Origin of the sequence: Listeria immobilis, assembly GCF_014322845.1 — a bacterium.
Classification (GTDB): domain Bacteria; phylum Bacillota; class Bacilli; order Lactobacillales; family Listeriaceae; genus Listeria; species Listeria immobilis.
The window spans coordinates 117,149-132,762 of record NZ_JAASUA010000002.1 but is presented as its reverse complement, the minus strand read 5'-3'; the positions used below and the strand labels follow the sequence as shown (position 1 = coordinate 132,762).

The 15,614-nt window shown below is 35.0% G+C and carries 14 protein-coding genes and 2 CRISPR repeat arrays; of the genes, 3 read left to right on the top strand and 11 right to left on the bottom strand.

Annotation, left to right across the window (positions count from 1 at the left end; genetic code table 11):
* Nucleotides 1-248 precede the first annotated feature (248 nt).
* Nucleotides 249-664: direct repeats of the CRISPR family, unit length 29 nt; unit sequence ATTTACATTTCACAATAAGTAATTAAAAC.
* 369 nt (nt 665-1,033) lie between these two features.
* Nucleotides 1,034-1,846 carry a histidine phosphatase family protein gene (locus HCJ45_RS03575; RefSeq protein ID WP_187124050.1) on the top strand — a complete coding sequence of 271 codons (813 nt, stop codon included), beginning with the start codon at nt 1,034-1,036 and terminating at the stop codon, nt 1,844-1,846.
* Nucleotides 1,847-1,879: 33 nt separating this feature from the next.
* Here the strand turns inward: HCJ45_RS03575 and HCJ45_RS03570 are convergent, their stop codons facing one another.
* Nucleotides 1,880-2,311, bottom strand: coding sequence for a universal stress protein (locus tag HCJ45_RS03570; RefSeq protein WP_187124049.1), 432 nt, complete (start codon nt 2,309-2,311; stop codon nt 1,880-1,882).
* Nucleotides 2,312-2,396: 85 nt separating this feature from the next.
* The gene (locus HCJ45_RS03565) at nt 2,397-4,271 is read right to left on the bottom strand and encodes a LapB repeat-containing protein (protein ID WP_187124048.1); all 1,875 of its coding nucleotides are present in this window, start codon (nt 4,269-4,271) and stop codon (nt 2,397-2,399) included.
* Nucleotides 4,272-4,630: 359 nt separating this feature from the next.
* Between HCJ45_RS03565 and HCJ45_RS03560 the strand changes: the two genes are divergently transcribed.
* Nucleotides 4,631-5,089 (top strand): MarR family winged helix-turn-helix transcriptional regulator, encoded by a 459-nt coding sequence (locus HCJ45_RS03560; RefSeq protein WP_185345835.1) that lies wholly within the window; start codon nt 4,631-4,633, stop codon nt 5,087-5,089.
* Nucleotides 5,090-5,095: 6 nt separating this feature from the next.
* Nucleotides 5,096-5,455, top strand: a complete 360-nt coding sequence (locus HCJ45_RS03555) for a Lin0512 family protein (RefSeq protein WP_187124047.1) — start codon at nt 5,096-5,098, stop codon at nt 5,453-5,455.
* Nucleotides 5,456-5,563: 108 nt separating this feature from the next.
* Here HCJ45_RS03555 and HCJ45_RS03550 read toward each other — a convergent pair whose 3' ends face one another.
* The 9 genes from HCJ45_RS03550 to HCJ45_RS03510 form a co-directional block, all read right to left on the bottom strand.
* Nucleotides 5,564-6,250: a type 1 glutamine amidotransferase gene (locus HCJ45_RS03550; protein ID WP_187124046.1), complete on the bottom strand. Its 687-nt coding sequence runs from the start codon at nt 6,248-6,250 to the stop codon at nt 5,564-5,566.
* 79 nt (nt 6,251-6,329) lie between these two features.
* Entirely contained in the window at nt 6,330-6,914 is a 585-nt protein-coding gene (locus tag HCJ45_RS03545; RefSeq protein ID WP_187124045.1) for a hypothetical protein, read from the bottom strand.
* 207 nt (nt 6,915-7,121) lie between these two features.
* Nucleotides 7,122-8,115: a CRISPR direct-repeat array (repeat unit 29 nt; unit sequence ATTTACATTTCACAATAAGTAATTAAAAC).
* A 243-nt stretch (nt 8,116-8,358) separates the two neighbouring features.
* A complete protein-coding gene (locus HCJ45_RS03540) occupies nt 8,359-9,294 on the bottom strand; it encodes a ribose-phosphate diphosphokinase (RefSeq protein WP_187124044.1) in 936 nt (311 codons plus the stop codon).
* 242 nt (nt 9,295-9,536) lie between these two features.
* On the bottom strand, nt 9,537-9,761 hold the full coding sequence (locus HCJ45_RS03535) for a DUF896 domain-containing protein (protein ID WP_185345845.1): 225 nt from the start codon (nt 9,759-9,761) through the stop codon (nt 9,537-9,539).
* A 76-nt stretch (nt 9,762-9,837) separates the two neighbouring features.
* Complete coding sequence (locus HCJ45_RS03530) at nt 9,838-10,791, bottom strand: DMT family transporter (RefSeq protein WP_187124043.1); 954 nt, start codon at nt 10,789-10,791, stop codon at nt 9,838-9,840.
* Between the two features lie 186 nt (nt 10,792-10,977).
* Complete coding sequence (locus HCJ45_RS03525) at nt 10,978-11,571, bottom strand: GDSL-type esterase/lipase family protein (protein WP_187124042.1); 594 nt, start codon at nt 11,569-11,571, stop codon at nt 10,978-10,980.
* Between the two features lie 100 nt (nt 11,572-11,671).
* Nucleotides 11,672-12,430, bottom strand: coding sequence for a type I 3-dehydroquinate dehydratase (gene aroD, locus HCJ45_RS03520; protein WP_187124041.1), 759 nt, complete (start codon nt 12,428-12,430; stop codon nt 11,672-11,674).
* 65 nt (nt 12,431-12,495) lie between these two features.
* On the bottom strand, nt 12,496-13,371 hold the full coding sequence (locus HCJ45_RS03515; protein WP_185345853.1) for a shikimate dehydrogenase: 876 nt from the start codon (nt 13,369-13,371) through the stop codon (nt 12,496-12,498).
* A gap of 99 nt (nt 13,372-13,470) precedes the next feature.
* Nucleotides 13,471-15,465, bottom strand: a complete 1,995-nt coding sequence (locus tag HCJ45_RS03510; RefSeq protein WP_187124040.1) for an NAD(P)/FAD-dependent oxidoreductase — start codon at nt 15,463-15,465, stop codon at nt 13,471-13,473.
* Nucleotides 15,466-15,614: the final 149 nt, after the last annotated feature.

Below are 15,614 nucleotides of genomic sequence, written 5' to 3'. Positions count from 1 at the left end.
TTTCTCATTTATATTATTGAAATAATTCACTTTTATTCTCAAGGTGATTCAGAGCTTGATTAGTTACTACTTTTTAAAATATATTTAATAAGCAATGAATATTATTACAAATATCTAGAATTCAAAGGCTGTTTTATAAGTCATAGTCAAAATATTCACATCTCTACCACCAAAACCATTAATTCCAATACTTAAATTTCATGATAAGTATTAAAACGAAAATGGTGGGTACAGACGAGTACTTTGATATTTACATTTCACAATAAGTAATTAAAACTTCACACCCACATTACTATTTTAGTAGTTCATTTAATATTTACATTTCACAATAAGTAATTAAAACGTTAATCGCAAAGTATTCATTTATTCATACTCTTCCATTTACATTTCACAATAAGTAATTAAAACAAAGATTGTGTGAGTGTTGAGATTGCCTATCCAGAATTTACATTTCACAATAAGTAATTAAAACTGTAATGAATCTATTGATATTTTTAACAACAAATATATTTACATTTCACAATAAGTAATTAAAACTCAAGAGAGATTTTACACCACGTTCTTGATTGGTATTTACATTTCACAATAAGTAATTAAAACGTGGCTACATTGTCATAACACTCACAACTTTCAGAATTTACATTTCACAATAAGTAATTAAAACCCGCCACTTTTTATCCCTACTCCCATCTTACCTCACGCCTTTATTTTTGTCGACCGATTATAAAATTCACTTTTATGCTGTTTATAACTATGATTTTAAAATAGAAAAGCAGTTACTTCCATTCTCTCCCAGTACATTCACAAAATCTGTCAGTCACCTGTATTTTTCACATTACTCTCCATCGACAGAAAAAACGCTCTTGTAAACGCTTCCCTTTTATGCTAAAATCATCCTATATACAAATACCTATTCAGGAATGTTACCTTAATTTGGGCATAACCTAGATGGATTGGAAGATGGCTTTTGGGCTTTTTTCTAATTTATCTGGGTTTTTATTTTGCTAAATACTTATAAAAAAGGAGAAAAAGAATGAAGAAAAATGTTTTGAAAGTGATGGTTATGTTTTGCGCTTTACTTCTGATTGCGGGCTGTGGGAACGATTCAACTTCGAGCAAAACAAAAACAACAGAAAAGAAAGATGGTACAGTGACATTCTATGTTGTTCGTCATGGGAAAACAATGCTTAACACCACAGACCGAGTACAAGGATGGTCTGATGCCGTGCTTACTCCAGCTGGGGAAGAAGTTGTCACATCTGCAGGAAAAGGATTAAAAGATGTTGATTTTGGGGCAGCTTATAGTAGTGACAGTGGACGCGCAATTCAAACGGCAAACCTGATTTTAGAAGAAAGTGCAAAATCCTCGGATACTAAATTGCAAACAGATGCACGTTTCCGCGAATTTAACTTTGGATCATATGAAGGCGACTTAAATCACAATATGTGGTCAGATATTGCGAAAAGCCAAGGGAAAACATTAGAAGAATGGCAAAGTGCTGGTATTTCACCAAAAAATTTCGCTGATAGTGTAGCAAAATTAGATAAAACACGTGTGAAAGAAGGCGAAAACTGGCCTGCGGAAGATTACGCAACTATTCAAAGTCGACTTAAAGATGGACTAACAGAAGTAGCGAAAAAAGAAAGTAAAAAAGGCGATGAAAATGTCCTACTTGTTTCTCACGGACTAAGCATCGGCGCACTTCTTGATACTATTGAGCCTGGTTATAAACTTCCAGCAACTGGTATTCAAAATGCTAGTGTTACAAAAATCACTTATAAAGATGGTAATTTCAAAATTGAGGATGTAAATGATATGAGTTATGTAGAAAAAGGTCAAGAATAAATAAAAAAGGAGCCCACCCTCGGCTCCTTTTTCTTATCTTGCTATTAACGTATCACAAATCGCGTGTGCCATAATATAAGATGAAACGCTACCTAATACTAGTTTTTCGACTCGGTTCATCCCTGTAGCTCCACAAATAATTAAGTCTGCTTGGAACTGTGCTGGAATATCAGTTGAAAGTAAGACTTTTGGATTTCCTTTAGCAACGAAAGTTTCTACTTGTTTTACTCCTGCAGCTCTGGCTTTCTCGGCGTATTCGTTCACATTACCTTTTAATTCTAGTTCTGCTTTTTCTTCCAAACTACCATCATAAGAAACGTTTGGCGAAAAGGCTCGTAAATCCACAATGCTAGCAATTCCAAGAACTCCATCTAGTTTTAATGCTAGATCTAATCCTTTTTCAAATGCTTGTTTTGCTGGCTCTGAACCATCTACAGCGACAAGAATACGGTGATATTTATCCATAATACTGACCTCCCATAGCTTTTCTTATAGTATACTTTACCCTATAAAAAGAATTTTAGGCGAGGAATTTTGTGTTTTTGTTTACTTATTTACGTTTTTTCAAAAGGATCATTGCTGTTAAACCAAGCATCAAACTAGTGAAAGCAACTGGCAATGTTTTAGAATCTGTATCACCTGTTTTAGGAAGCTTTTGTTGGGTTGTTTTTGTTGGCTCTTTTGTTGTTAGTGCCATACTTTCTTCCGTCATTAAATTGGTTGATGACTCTTTGGTTATAGGTTGTTTTGCTGGTTCATTTGCTTTTGTCGATTTGTTTGTCGGTTCTTTTGTTGGTGTCGTTTTATTATTTTCAGGGTCTGGTGTTACTTTTGTTGGTTCGGTCGGATTTGTTGGCTCCACTGGATTTGTTGGCTCCACCGGATCTGTTGGTTCGACTGGATTTGTTGGATTAACTTTAGCTGTTACTGTCACGATGATTTGGACTGGATCCGCACTTTGACCACGTTCGTTTTCAGCCTGAAGAGTTACCGTATATTCACCAGGTGTGTTTAAATCCACAACATCATTAAAATCACTTGTAAGAGTTGCATTTTCTGTAACAGAGCTATTTGTTTCTGCTAAAAATTCTTCCGCTGTTTTGGTAGTATTTTCTTCATAGCTAATAGATGGATCTGCTGTGATAACTGGTTTTGCATAAACCGTTACTTTCACTTCTACAGGGTTTGCTTGAAGTCCAGCGCTATTTGTTGCATTTAAAGTAACAATATATTCGCCAGGTGTGTTTAAATCTACTACTTGGTCAAAATTACTTTGAACCGCTGTTCCGTCATCTGTTTTCGCATTGATATCTTGTAAAAATTGGTCATTTGTAGTTACGGCATATTGATTGTAGCCAATAGTTTCATCTGCAGTTAAATCTAACGTATGACTAATGTCAAAATATTGGTCATATGTCCCACTAGAGACAACATAATTCGTCATGCTCGGTGGTGTTGGATAACTTCCTGTCGGGAAATCATAACGCGCATTATATTCCAATTCTGTTAGACTATCGAACTCCTCTTTTGTTACTCCGCTCACAGTAATACCATCATCTGTAATAGTAAGACGAGAACTTGCAACTGCTACATCATTAAAACCTAAATAGGTATTACTTGCAGAAGTTGATTTTGAAAATGGTGCTACTGTGCCATCAAAACTAGTTAATGGGTTTGGCATCATTGAAAATGGTAAGTAAAGCGTTTGATTCGCTTCATTATAATCTAATTTTCCAGATTTCAAAGTAATTCTCGGATTAGTTCGACCCGTATTCTGACCAAAAGCTGAAAGTGATTTAAGTGTGCCATTTTTAAAACTAGCAAAATCATTTAAAGGTCTAAAGTCATCAATGCCATCAAATTGAAGAAAGAGTGTTTCCAAATTTTCTAATGAGGCAAGCGGGGAAATATCTGTAATTTTCATTGAATTTTCCGCGTATAAATACCTTAGTTTAGGCAATTTATTTAACTTTTCAAAAACATGATGCGTTACATTTTTACTACTTATACTTATACTCTCAAGTTTAGTTAAACCATTCAAATCTGGAAATGAACTATCTGTAATGTTATCACCAATAACTCTTAAATAGGTTAATTCTGTATTGTTTTTAAGAGGATTTAAATCACTGATATTTGTATTACTTATACTCACTGAACCCAGGTTTACGGCCGTTTCTAAGCCTGTTAAATCGGTAAACGTGGATCCTGAAAGAGTGATTGTTTTTATTAATGCCATTTGGTCTTTTGTAATATCTGCATCACTTGCTTGATTAAGTTGACCGTTCAAATATGCTTTTAAAGCTGTATCAGGGATATTGACGATGGCATTATCTGATGAAGTTTCTTCTGCAAATGCAGGGACAGTTGGATATGTCAGTACAATAACACATGTAATTGCTAATAAAAGTTTAAAAAGTTTTTTCATAATTATCTCCTCATAGGTCAATTTATTATCCAAAGTATACCGTCGTTAAAAATAACTAACAATACGTTCAAGGAAGAAAAAGCAATTCTTTTTTAAATGAATATTCTTATTATTCAATCTATAATTATTAAAATGGCTCAACAAAAAGGAATAAAGCGCTATCATGTCTTTTTTAAAATTGAACAAATATTCTAACTACGTAACAAATTAGACACAAACGTTGGTTTTTTCACTTTTTTACCGGTAGTTTTACTCAATAATTATTAAGCTAGATTACTAAAAAAGGATCGCTTTTGCAGTTATTACCAACCCTTATTTATGCTATACTATGGATATTGATAGAAAAAGGGGTATTATTTATGAACAATGAACAAAGCATGAATCAACAAATCGCTTTATTTTATTTTGGTTATAAAGCTTTCACTGAAACCGCAGATTTGATTATTGCCAAGCATTCACTGAAAAGACTGCATCACCGCATTTTGTTTTTCACTGCAAGATTACCTGGTCTCACTATTAATGAGCTTTTGACGTTTCTAGAAATATCCAAACAAGCTCTACATCAACCTCTTGCTGAACTAAAAGAGCGCCAATTACTTACCATTGAACAAGGAACACGTGATAAAAGACAACGATGTATTTTTTTAACAACAGCTGGTAAGGACTTAGAAAACGAGCTTGGAGCAGCACAACGTAAACAAATGGCACAAATTTTTGCAGAGTCTTCTGATTTAGAAGGAAGTCAGTTCACTAAAGTCATGGAAGGTTATGCCAAAAACCGACCTGGTGCGGCACTAATTAAAGATTTTAAGGAGTGAGTCAAGTTGGAAAAACTATTATTTATCCAAACTGGTTTTGGAGTAGATGTTCATGGTCAAAATATTACGAAAGCAGCTGAACGAGCAGTTAGAAATGCGATTTTCACTAATTCTATGCCCGGAATACGTAGCCAGCTTCCTGAAAATAATTTAGAAAATATGGTAGTAAATATCAAACTCGCGTTACCTTGTGATGCTGACAAGCTAAATGAAGAAGCGATTCGCGCGATTATTCCTTATGGTACGGTTACAATCGAAACAATGCCAGGCGGAATGGTAACAACGAGCGGAATTTTCTTAGAAGATAAAGAGGATAAAAATGATTTAATGTATATTGTTAACGCTTCTGTGGAAACAGGGTATTAAATAAATGTGTCTCTAAAACGAAAAATAAGCAAACATCTCGTCTCGTCCATTTTTTGAAAATGGCTCTATAGAACAGATGCTTGCTTTTTTATTGTGACTAATTTGTACTTATTCCCCAGTTTCTTTCCCCGCTACTAAGTGATCTAAAATCGCTTCTAACATTCGTTGATTATCTTCTGGGACATCTCTTTCACACATTTCCTCAATACTTTGAACGAATTTTCCAGGAGTAATAAAATCCTTATCCACTTGCAAAATCGTCTCAATCCCCGCTTTTTCCATTTCAAAATGAAATTGCAATCCTAAAACATTTTTACCATATAAAAAGCCTTGATTCGCACAACCTTCACTATTAAATAAGCGTTTAGCTCCCTTTGGTAAGGAAAAAGTTTCTTGATGCCAATGAAAAACATTTAATTGTTCTGGAAAAAAAGGTAATGCCATTGAGGTTCTGTTCACAGGAAGGAAGCCAACTTCTTTTTCATCATTAATAGAAATATGACTACCTAGTGTTGCTGCAATTTGTTGCGCTCCTAAGCAAACACCAAAAACAGCTTTTCCTTGGTCAATGAGCTGCTTTATTAAATTACGTTCCTCTATCAACCATGGAAATTCAGCAGAATCGTTCACTCCCATCGGTCCACCAAGTACAATTAAAAACTCCGAATCAGTTGGCAATTGCATTTTTTCGTTAAATAAACAATGAATTCTTAATTGATGTCGATTTTCTTTCGCCCATTTCGCAATAAGACCTGGCCCTTCGTGTGGCACATGTTGTAAAACGTCAATAATCAAAGCATCATCCCCTATTATTTTTTCCTATTATGTTAGAAAAAACAGATTTTCGCAACTAGTTTTAAAAGTTATTTTGAGCTTAATTATATGTTTTCAACACTTCTTGCTTTATTTCTTGATATTTTAAGACTTCCTCATCTAAATTGGAAATAAAGTCATATGGTTGAATTTCTTTGACAGTCGAAAAATCTTGCATAATTGCTGTTTTTTCTTGCAGACTTTCGCAAAATTTACCATAACCCATGCTAGAAATATAATTTATTTCACTCTGGTCGTGTCCGCCATTTAAAAATAAAATATAGATTAAATCTTTTTCAAGGGCAATATAGTTTTCAACAGCTTGGTATTTGCCGGCAACAAAAAACCATGGCTCTGAAATATCAATTTTATTTCCTGCTTTATATGTACCTTTGTAACTTTTAATTATTTCTACTTCACTTATTGTATTGTTTTCTTCGCCGCTTTTTTTATTTCGGACTAATTTCACCTGCACAATATCTTCACTGGCAGATGCAAGTTCCGTCAAGTTTTGAGGCACTTTATAATCAGCATTTATGACATTTTCCTTATAAATTTCTGTATCTTTGGACAATTCTTCGTCCTTCGCCGCGCAACCAGCTAGTAAAAATAATAGCAAAAGTAAAAAAAATAATGTTTTTTTCATAATATATTCCCCTTTTTGTCGTTTTATTGTTTTATGTCATTAAGTCGGGAAAAACAGTTTAAAACTTTTATTTCTAATTTTTGCTTCTTTATCGAAGCTAGGCTAACTAAGAATGTGCGCTACAGCTACGTTATAGAGCTAAACGGATTATACATAGTGAGTAATTAAAATAAGACCACTTGTACCTAATTACATAACACATACCATATTTACATTTCACAATAAGTAATTAAAACATTGGTCTCTAATACCATCCGCTAGATATTTTGCGTCATTTACATTTCACAATAAGTAATTAAAACTAGGAACATGAAACAGATGGAAGCTATGGTAAAGGTATTTCCATTTCACAATAAGTAATTAAAACGGTTCATCTTCTGTATACATCGCTCCCAGATTGTCATTTACATTTCACAATAAGTAATTAAAACTCGAAGTAATAGAAACAAAACATGATAATCTACAATTTACATTTCACAATAAGTAATTAAAACCGATGTGGTCGCAAAAGAAAACATTGTCACTCCTGAATTTACATTTCACAATAAGTAATTAAAACAGCGCGTCTATGGGGTTTACTTCATTTGCTGTAAAATTTACATTTCACAATAAGTAATTAAAACTGAACAAGAAAGAGCATCTATTGTATCTGCTATTTTATTTACATTTCACAATAAGTAATTAAAACCTTGCTAAAATGTTTTTACCGCCTTTAAAATCAGTGATTTACATTTCACAATAAGTAATTAAAACTCAGCGCCATATACAAGTAACTTTTAACATTTCTGATATTTACATTTCACAATAAGTAATTAAAACAATAATTTTTTTTACACTGTCTTTTGCTTTTTCAATATTTACATTTCACAATAAGTAATTAAAACTGTACTCGGACATGAAAAAAGATGGAGCAGATAAATTTACATTTCACAATAAGTAATTAAAACTCTAAAATAATTTAACGCCTCATCTAAAGCCTCTATTTACATTTCACAATAAGTAATTAAAACTAGATAAAGCTAAGTTAAAAGATGATTTAAAGAAATTTACATTTCACAATAAGTAATTAAAACTGTATGGTGCCGATTTAACTGGTGTAGATTTAAGTATTTACATTTCACAATAAGTAATTAAAACGTTGAAGCTTCTTTAGATACAGTAGTATCAATGCTATTTACATTTCACAATAAGTAATTAAAACCCGCTCCATTTTCCTCTTACTCCCATCTTACCTCAACCCTCACTTTTTGTCGACCGGCTTTATTTTTGGGAAGAATCAGGGTGTTTACTCTGCTTTATTGCTTGTAAAAATGTCTCAATCGTTCTCCTGCAAGTAATTACAAATTTCTGTCGACCTAGCGTGTTTTTTGCACTACTAACGGTCGACAGATTTTCGTGTGCAAAAAAGTAGAGACGCCACTGTGTCTCTACTTTAAATGATATTTTAAAACAATGGATGTAATGAGCGGTTTTCTTGAACGCCTTCAATTGCTCGACCAAGAATGCGAGAGATCGAGATGGTGGTTAGTTTTTCAAATTGTTTATCTTCTGGAAGGTCGATGGAGTCGGATGTGATAACTTCTTTGATTTTTGAGTTTTGTAAACGTTCTGTTGCATCTCCAGCCATAACTGAATGGGTTGCACAAGCAATTACTTCTGTAGCACCCTTTTCTAGTAAAATATCAGCTGAAGTTGTTGCGCGAACGCCAGTATCAATAATATCATCGACAACAATTGCAACTTTACCTTTGACATCTCCAATGACACTCATGATTTGGTCTTCATGTGGTCTTGGTTTACGATTTAAAATAGCGATTGGTGCATCTAACCGATCTGCAATTCGGCGTGCACGAACAACACCACTATGGTCTGGCGCGACAACTACGACATCTTTTTCTCCGTATTTTTCAATTAAATAATCACCAATAAGCGGAACTGCCGAAAGATGGTCAATTGGAATATTGAAAAAGCCTTGAATTTGCGCGGCATGCAAATCAACTGTAATTAAACGATCTGCACCAGCACGTTGGATTAAGTTTGCCATTAATTTGGCAGTTATTGGTTCTCTTGAACGTGCTTTTCTATCCTGGCGAGCATAGCCATAATAAGGCATGATTATATTGATAGAATGAACGGAAGCTCTTTTTAAAGCGTCAACCATAATTAAAAGCTCCATTATACGTTCATTGACATTAGCATTCATCGATTGTACTACATATGCATTAGTCCCGCGAATACTCTCCTCAATATTAATCTTCACTTCTCCATCACTGAATTTCTGAAGCTCCACCTCACATAAAGGTATATCTAGATACTCTGCTATTTTTGTTGCAAGTGGTCTCTCACTCGTTACAGAGAAAAGTTTCATTTTGCCTGCCATTACAATCCCCTTCCGCCGTACTAATTTCTTCTCCTTTTTATTATATAGAAATGACCAAACAATGTCTACTAGCTAAAAGGTTCCACCAACAGTTAATCGCTTATTATGTAAGTTTATTACGTTAGTTTTGATTACTTTAGTTAGAGATTTATTTTTTTATTTATAAGTAAGGTTCAAGTGACAAAAAAATCCACCTGAAACTAGATTAAGAATTAGTTTCAGGTGGATTAAATTTATTTATATTAGCTTCGTAACTCAGCTTGAATTTCTTTTAATTTTTTAGGAGTTACATCGTCGCCTAGTGGGTCGATGATTGTCACATGATGTAAATTATCTTGTACTGTTCCTCTGATTTTTTGTAAATATTCTTGGCGAAGGACAGCTTGTCTTTCTTTTTCGAAATCAGTAAGTCCTTCATTCTTTTGTTTTGCAGCTAATTCATTAATATTTTTTAATAACAATTTCATGCTATCCCTCCTATCGAATGTTACTTTTAATAAGTAACTAACAAAATTATAATACAAAGGTCAGTAAAAGTCAAACTTATTCACTTAGTAGTTTTTCTGGATTACGAATTTTGCTTTTTTTACGTTCTAGAATAATATCCATTAAGGCTCCCGAACCGAGCAAAACGCCAATAATAATAAAAATAAAACCAATTAGTTGAAGTGCTTTAATCGATTCACCTAAGAAAAGCAGTGCACCTATTAATGAGAAAAGTGGATTAAAGTTCATAAATATCGCGGATCGAGATGGACCAATTTTTCCTACTGCATAGTTATAAACAAAGTTCCCAAATGCGGTTGCGACTACTGCCGAAACAATGAATAATAACCAAAGCTTCCACGAATCAACTGCTACTAATTGCGATATGCCATTTGGCTCCATCAGACGGCTCAATCCAAATAGCATAATGGAACCAATAAAAAGCATATATCCAGTCATTAAGCCCGTGTCCATTGATCCTGCAAGCTTTTTAATAATAATAAAACTAAACGCCTGAGAAGCCATCGCGATAAATACATAAATATCGCCTGTCGAAATGCCACTTATTCCAGCTCCACTTGAAAGAACAACCAAACTCACGCCAAAAATCCCTGCTAAAAATCCAATTGCTCTGGCTATCCCAATTCGTTCCCGCAGAAAAATCACCGAAAAGAGCGCTACAATAATCGGCGCAGACCCTAAAATCAATCCTGCATTTGTACCTGATGTCATTCTTAACCCATTAGATAAAAAGAAATGATGCAGTACGATATTAAAAATACTCGCTAAAATGATGTAACCAAGTTCCCGTCTGGTAGGTAATCTTAATTTTTTCGTTATTATTAAAATAAAAATAACCGTGATTGCCGCCGTGAAAATTCGAAATGACGTCATCGTAACTGTTGGAAAATAACTTACTAAAATTTTTGTCATAGTAACATTAAAGCCCCAACTCGCCATCACTGCTATTAGTAAAAAATAAAGTCTAATTGGTGCCTTCTCTTTCTGCAAAACAAACACTCCTTTTTTTATAAAAAAATGCCCCTTAAATTTCTTTAAGGGGCATTTGATAGCGTCATTTTCCGCAGCCTTCCACAAAGCTATAACGCGGAAAATGGGGCAGTGATACTTAAGTCACTGCTTGTAGGCTCATCGCATAGAATCAACTATAGCATGGATAAAAATCCCTGTAAAGACTTATTTTGTAAACTCTAGCCAGATGGAGGCAATTGCTGCATGCCCTGCTTTTGTCGGATGCACACCGTCTTCTGCTAAATATGTTGGACCGTGTTTAACAGCTAATGCATTCATTAAACCATCTAGTGGAATAAGTATTGCTCCAAATTCGGCAGCAAGTTCACGGACGGCGCCAATTTTTGGATCTAAATCTCCTCGCCAAGCTTTTCTATCTTCCGGATAAGGTAATACAAATGGTTCCATTAAAACAATTTGCGCCTCTGTTTCCGCTTTAATTCGCGTTAAAATCACCCGGTAAACTTCTTTAAATGCAGTAACCGACGTATCTTCCCATCTACTAAAACTAAACCAAGTATCATTTATTCCAATTAGGATTGTCACAACATCTGGTGCAAGCTCAATTGCATCGGTATCCATTCGACGGTGTAAATCTGCTACACGGTTCGCACTAACCCCACGATTTAAAACAGTAACGTCTTCTCCGCTTAATTGATCTGCAATGATTTTTACATACCCGTGCCCTAAATCAGCTCCATCTTGAATCTCTCTTCCCGCGTCTGTTACACTATCACCTAAAAAAAGTAATTTCTTCACTAAATTCCGTCTCCTTTAAATTTCCTGTTTCCTTATTATAACAAAAAACCTTAAACTTAGATGGTTAAATCTAATTTTAAGGTTTTGAAAAACGGACTTCTTAAAATTGTTTATGCAATAAATCTAGCACATGGCGCAATTCATTGACATCAATTTGACCAGGAGCAGATGCTTTTTTCGCAGCTCCAAAGGTCATCGCAGAACCAAATACTTCTCCAGCAAGGCGGCTAATCACACCAGTTCCCGCCATTGACATAGTAATAATTGGTTGATTGGCTTTTTCAAATACTTCATTAGTAGCAGAAAGTAACGTTAGCACGTCTGCTGCTGATTTTGGCATAACTGCGATTTTTGGAAGGTCTGCTCCGAGTGCTTCCATTCGAGTTAAACGCGAAATAATTTCTTCTTTCGCAGGCGTTTTATCAAAATCATGATTAGACATAACTACTTTTACATTGTTTTTATGTGCTGTTTCAATAAGACTGGCAACATCTGCTTCTTCATTAAAAAGTTCCACATCTACTAAGTCTACTTTTTTAGTAGCAGCGATTGTTTTGTTTAGTTCAAAGTAAAATGCATCACTAACCGCTAATTCTCCGCCTTCTTTCGCACTACGGAAAGTGAATAAAATTGGTGTTTCTGGTAAAATAACACGAATTTCTGTTAAAGCCTCTTCCACTTTAGCTAAATCTTCCACACCTTCAAAGAAATCAACGCGCCATTCTACTACATCTAAATCAATCGTTTTTAACATTTCCGCTTCTTCTTTTAAAGCAGGGATTGTCTTACCGACCATTGGTACGCAAATTTTCGGGGCACCTTCACCAAAAGTTACATTTTTTACGACTACTTTATTCATCTAAAATTCTCCTCATTCAATATTATGTCTTAAGATTAGCGATAACTTTCTAACAATGCAAGTTTTTAAAATAGGATTTCTTTGATGTAATCCACTGGCATTTCTTTATGTGTCCAGATTTCAAAAGCTTTCGCACCTTGCCAAAGCATCATTCCTAAACCGTTTAATGTTTGACAACCTTGTTCTTCAGCGATTTCAAGTAATCTTGTTTTTGTTGGTTTATACACAACGTCTGATACAATTAATTCTGGGCGCAACATATCGGCACTTGGTAATAATGTTTCTCCTTCAAAAGGTTTCATACCAACACCAGTCGCATTTGTGAAAATAACACTTTCGGCGATTTCTTTACGTAATTGCTCCTGATCTTCTATATCAAATAATCTAGCTTTACAATCTGTTTTAGAATTGATTTTTTCTACTGTTTTTTCTGCATTTGCATAAAAATCATCTTTTCTGTTAAAAATAGAGATTTCTTTTACACCGTCTAGTGCTGCTTGGATACAGATTGCTGTTGCCGCACCGCCAGCGCCACAAATCGTCATTTTTTTACCGATAATATCATGCCCAGCTTCTTTTAAAGCACGCATATAGCCTGTTCCGTCTGTGATATGACCAGTTAAAACGCCATCATCATTCACTACTGTATTTACCGCTCCAACAAGTTCTGCAGCTGGAGATAGTTTATCTAAGTATTTATGGATATTTGTTTTATTTGGCATAGAAACATTCCAACCACGTAAATTCATTGCACGGAATCCTTGAACGACGTCTTTTAATTCTTTGTCGCCCACTTCAAAAGCAAGGTACACATAATCAAGCCCAAGTTTTGCAAAAGCTTCGTTGTGCATTGTTGGTGATAAGCTGTGTCTGATTGGTGTGGCAATTAAACCGATTAACTCTGTGTGTCCTGTAATTCGTTCTGTGATTTTGTTTGTCATAATAACATCGTTCCTTTCCAAAATAAGGTTTATTTGTGAAAATGTGAGCTTATATAGAGAGCGAATGCGGCAAAGCAAATTCTGCTTTGCCGTTTCGTATTACAATGAACCAATTTTTTCTAATGTGGTTAAAATATTTCTACCTTCACGGACACCTTCTAAAATTTTTCTAGTTGCCGTGCTATCGCCAATATTTACGATTTCAATTTGTTTTTCTTTTCCATATGCTTCTAGTGCTTCCATTAGTGGGCGCTCTGGTCGCATTCCTAGACAGACAAAACCATAATCAAATGGAATCTCTGCATCTACGCCATCATGCTTCACTTTAAAATGATCTACTGTTACTTCAGTTAAAGCTGTTTCTGTTTGAACATCAACATTATTTTTCTCGATAATGTCCATCATTGATAGCCGTGTAATCATATCTAAATCTTTTCCTAGAAGCGGCATCATTTCTACAATTGTAACATCTGAGCCACGTTCTGAGAAGTACTCAACAACATCCAGCCCAACTGCACCACCGCCGATAACTGCGACTTTTTTGTTACTAAAATCAGTAAATGCCTCTATATTAGAAATTAATCCAAAAATAGAATGAACATTACTGCCTTCTTTGTCAATCACGTCTAACAAACCTTTAATTGGTGGAAGTAATGGTTTGGATCCAGTGGCGTTAACAACCACATCTGGATTAAATGTATCAATAAGCGCAGTATCAGCTTTAGTGCCTGTAATAATTTTTAAATTGGTTAGTTTTTCTGCTCGGTTCGCTAAATAATTAGGAAAATCGGCAATTCTACTTTTATCAGGAAGGTTAGCGATTTCTCGTGCTAAGCCGCCTGTTTGTTCATTTGCTTCAATCAGTGTTGTGCTGCAACCAACTTCAGCTGCAGTACAAGCTGCTTCAAGTCCTGCTGTTCCCCCGCCAATAACAACGACATTCGTTGGACGAGTCACTTTTGTTTCTTTGTATTTATCTTCATGGATAATGTCCGGATTAACAGTACAACGAATTGGTTTAGATTTTGCGATGCGGTGATCCGCGCAACCGATATTACAAGAAATACATTTTCGTAGCATTTCTTCTTGTCCGGCAGCTACTTTATTTACCCAATTAGGTTCAGCAATCAAGCCGCGCCCCATCGCAAGTAAATCAGCATAGCCTTCTGATAAGATTTTTTCCGCTGCTTTTGGACTGCGAATGTTCCCAGAAGTAATCGTTGGTTTCCCGAATTTATCTTTGACTGCTTTAGCAAGATAGCTTCTCCAACCATCTTCTAGGTTCATTTGGTCAATTTGCAAGTATAAATTATCATTAATTGCCGCCGATACATTTAAAATATCCGCTTCTTCTTGGCAGTAGTCTAGTAATTCCAATATATCTTCTAAATGATTCCCGCCATCGACAAATTCATCCGCACTAAAACGAAGCATGATAGGGAAAAACGGACCCACCTCGGCACGAACTTTTTCTAAGATTAGTTTTACAATTCGAGCGCGATTTTCCGGCGTTCCACCAAATTCATCTGTTCGTTTATTATAAAGTGGTGATAAAAATTGGCACAGCAAGTAAGAATGTCCGCCGTGAATTTCAACTGCATCAAAACCTGCTTGTTGTGCACGTCTAGCAGCATCCCCGTATTTATCCACAATATCGTAAATTTCTTCTACAGTTAGCGGACGAGGAACTGTTCCACCCTTTTTCGATGGGATATTGGAAGCAGACACGGGTTGTAAGCCATTTAAACGAGCTGGATAAGCCGAAGCACCAGCATGATTGATTTGGATAGATACACAAGTACCATGTTTATGAAGACGTTCAGTTAGTTTGTAGAAACCTGGAATATATTGATCGTTATCAATTCTAAGCTGTGTTGTCCCATTTGTACCATATGGGAAATCCACACAAGCATTCTCAATTGTAATCAGTCCAGTTCCACCTTTAGCTCTTTGCTCATAATAAGCCATATGTTCTTCTAAAAATTCGCCATTTAATCCTGCAAGGTTCGTTCCCATAGGTGGCATAATTACACGGTTTTTAATCGTCATTCGTTTTACAGTAAGTGGTTCAAATATACTCGGATAATCTGTCATAATAAGCCTCCTGCGACTATAATCTCAGCAAATGATTTGTTACATTATTCACGTTCAATAATGCACAATCTTATTTCCTTTTAATTATAAAACAGGATAAATTATTAATCTAATGTATATTTTTCTATTTATCCATAGATTTTTTCTAT

What these genes read in the sequence shown, in the direction of transcription:
- HCJ45_RS03575 (WP_187124050.1), top strand. Translation starts at nt 1,034, where the DNA reads ATGAAGAAAAATGTTTTGAAAGTGATGGTTATGTTTTGCGCTTTACTT.
- HCJ45_RS03570 (WP_187124049.1), bottom strand. Translation starts at nt 2,311, where the DNA reads ATGGATAAATATCACCGTATTCTTGTCGCTGTAGATGGTTCAGAGCCA.
- HCJ45_RS03565 (WP_187124048.1), bottom strand. Translation starts at nt 4,271, where the DNA reads ATGAAAAAACTTTTTAAACTTTTATTAGCAATTACATGTGTTATTGTA.
- HCJ45_RS03560 (WP_185345835.1), top strand. Translation starts at nt 4,631, where the DNA reads ATGAACAATGAACAAAGCATGAATCAACAAATCGCTTTATTTTATTTT.
- HCJ45_RS03545 (WP_187124045.1), bottom strand. Translation starts at nt 6,914, where the DNA reads ATGAAAAAAACATTATTTTTTTTACTTTTGCTATTATTTTTACTAGCT.
- HCJ45_RS03540 (WP_187124044.1), bottom strand. Translation starts at nt 9,294, where the DNA reads ATGGCAGGCAAAATGAAACTTTTCTCTGTAACGAGTGAGAGACCACTT.
- HCJ45_RS03535 (WP_185345845.1), bottom strand. Translation starts at nt 9,761, where the DNA reads ATGAAATTGTTATTAAAAAATATTAATGAATTAGCTGCAAAACAAAAG.
- aroD (WP_187124041.1), bottom strand. Translation starts at nt 12,430, where the DNA reads ATGAATAAAGTAGTCGTAAAAAATGTAACTTTTGGTGAAGGTGCCCCG.
- HCJ45_RS03515 (WP_185345853.1), bottom strand. Translation starts at nt 13,371, where the DNA reads ATGACAAACAAAATCACAGAACGAATTACAGGACACACAGAGTTAATC.
- HCJ45_RS03510 (WP_187124040.1), bottom strand. Translation starts at nt 15,465, where the DNA reads ATGACAGATTATCCGAGTATATTTGAACCACTTACTGTAAAACGAATG.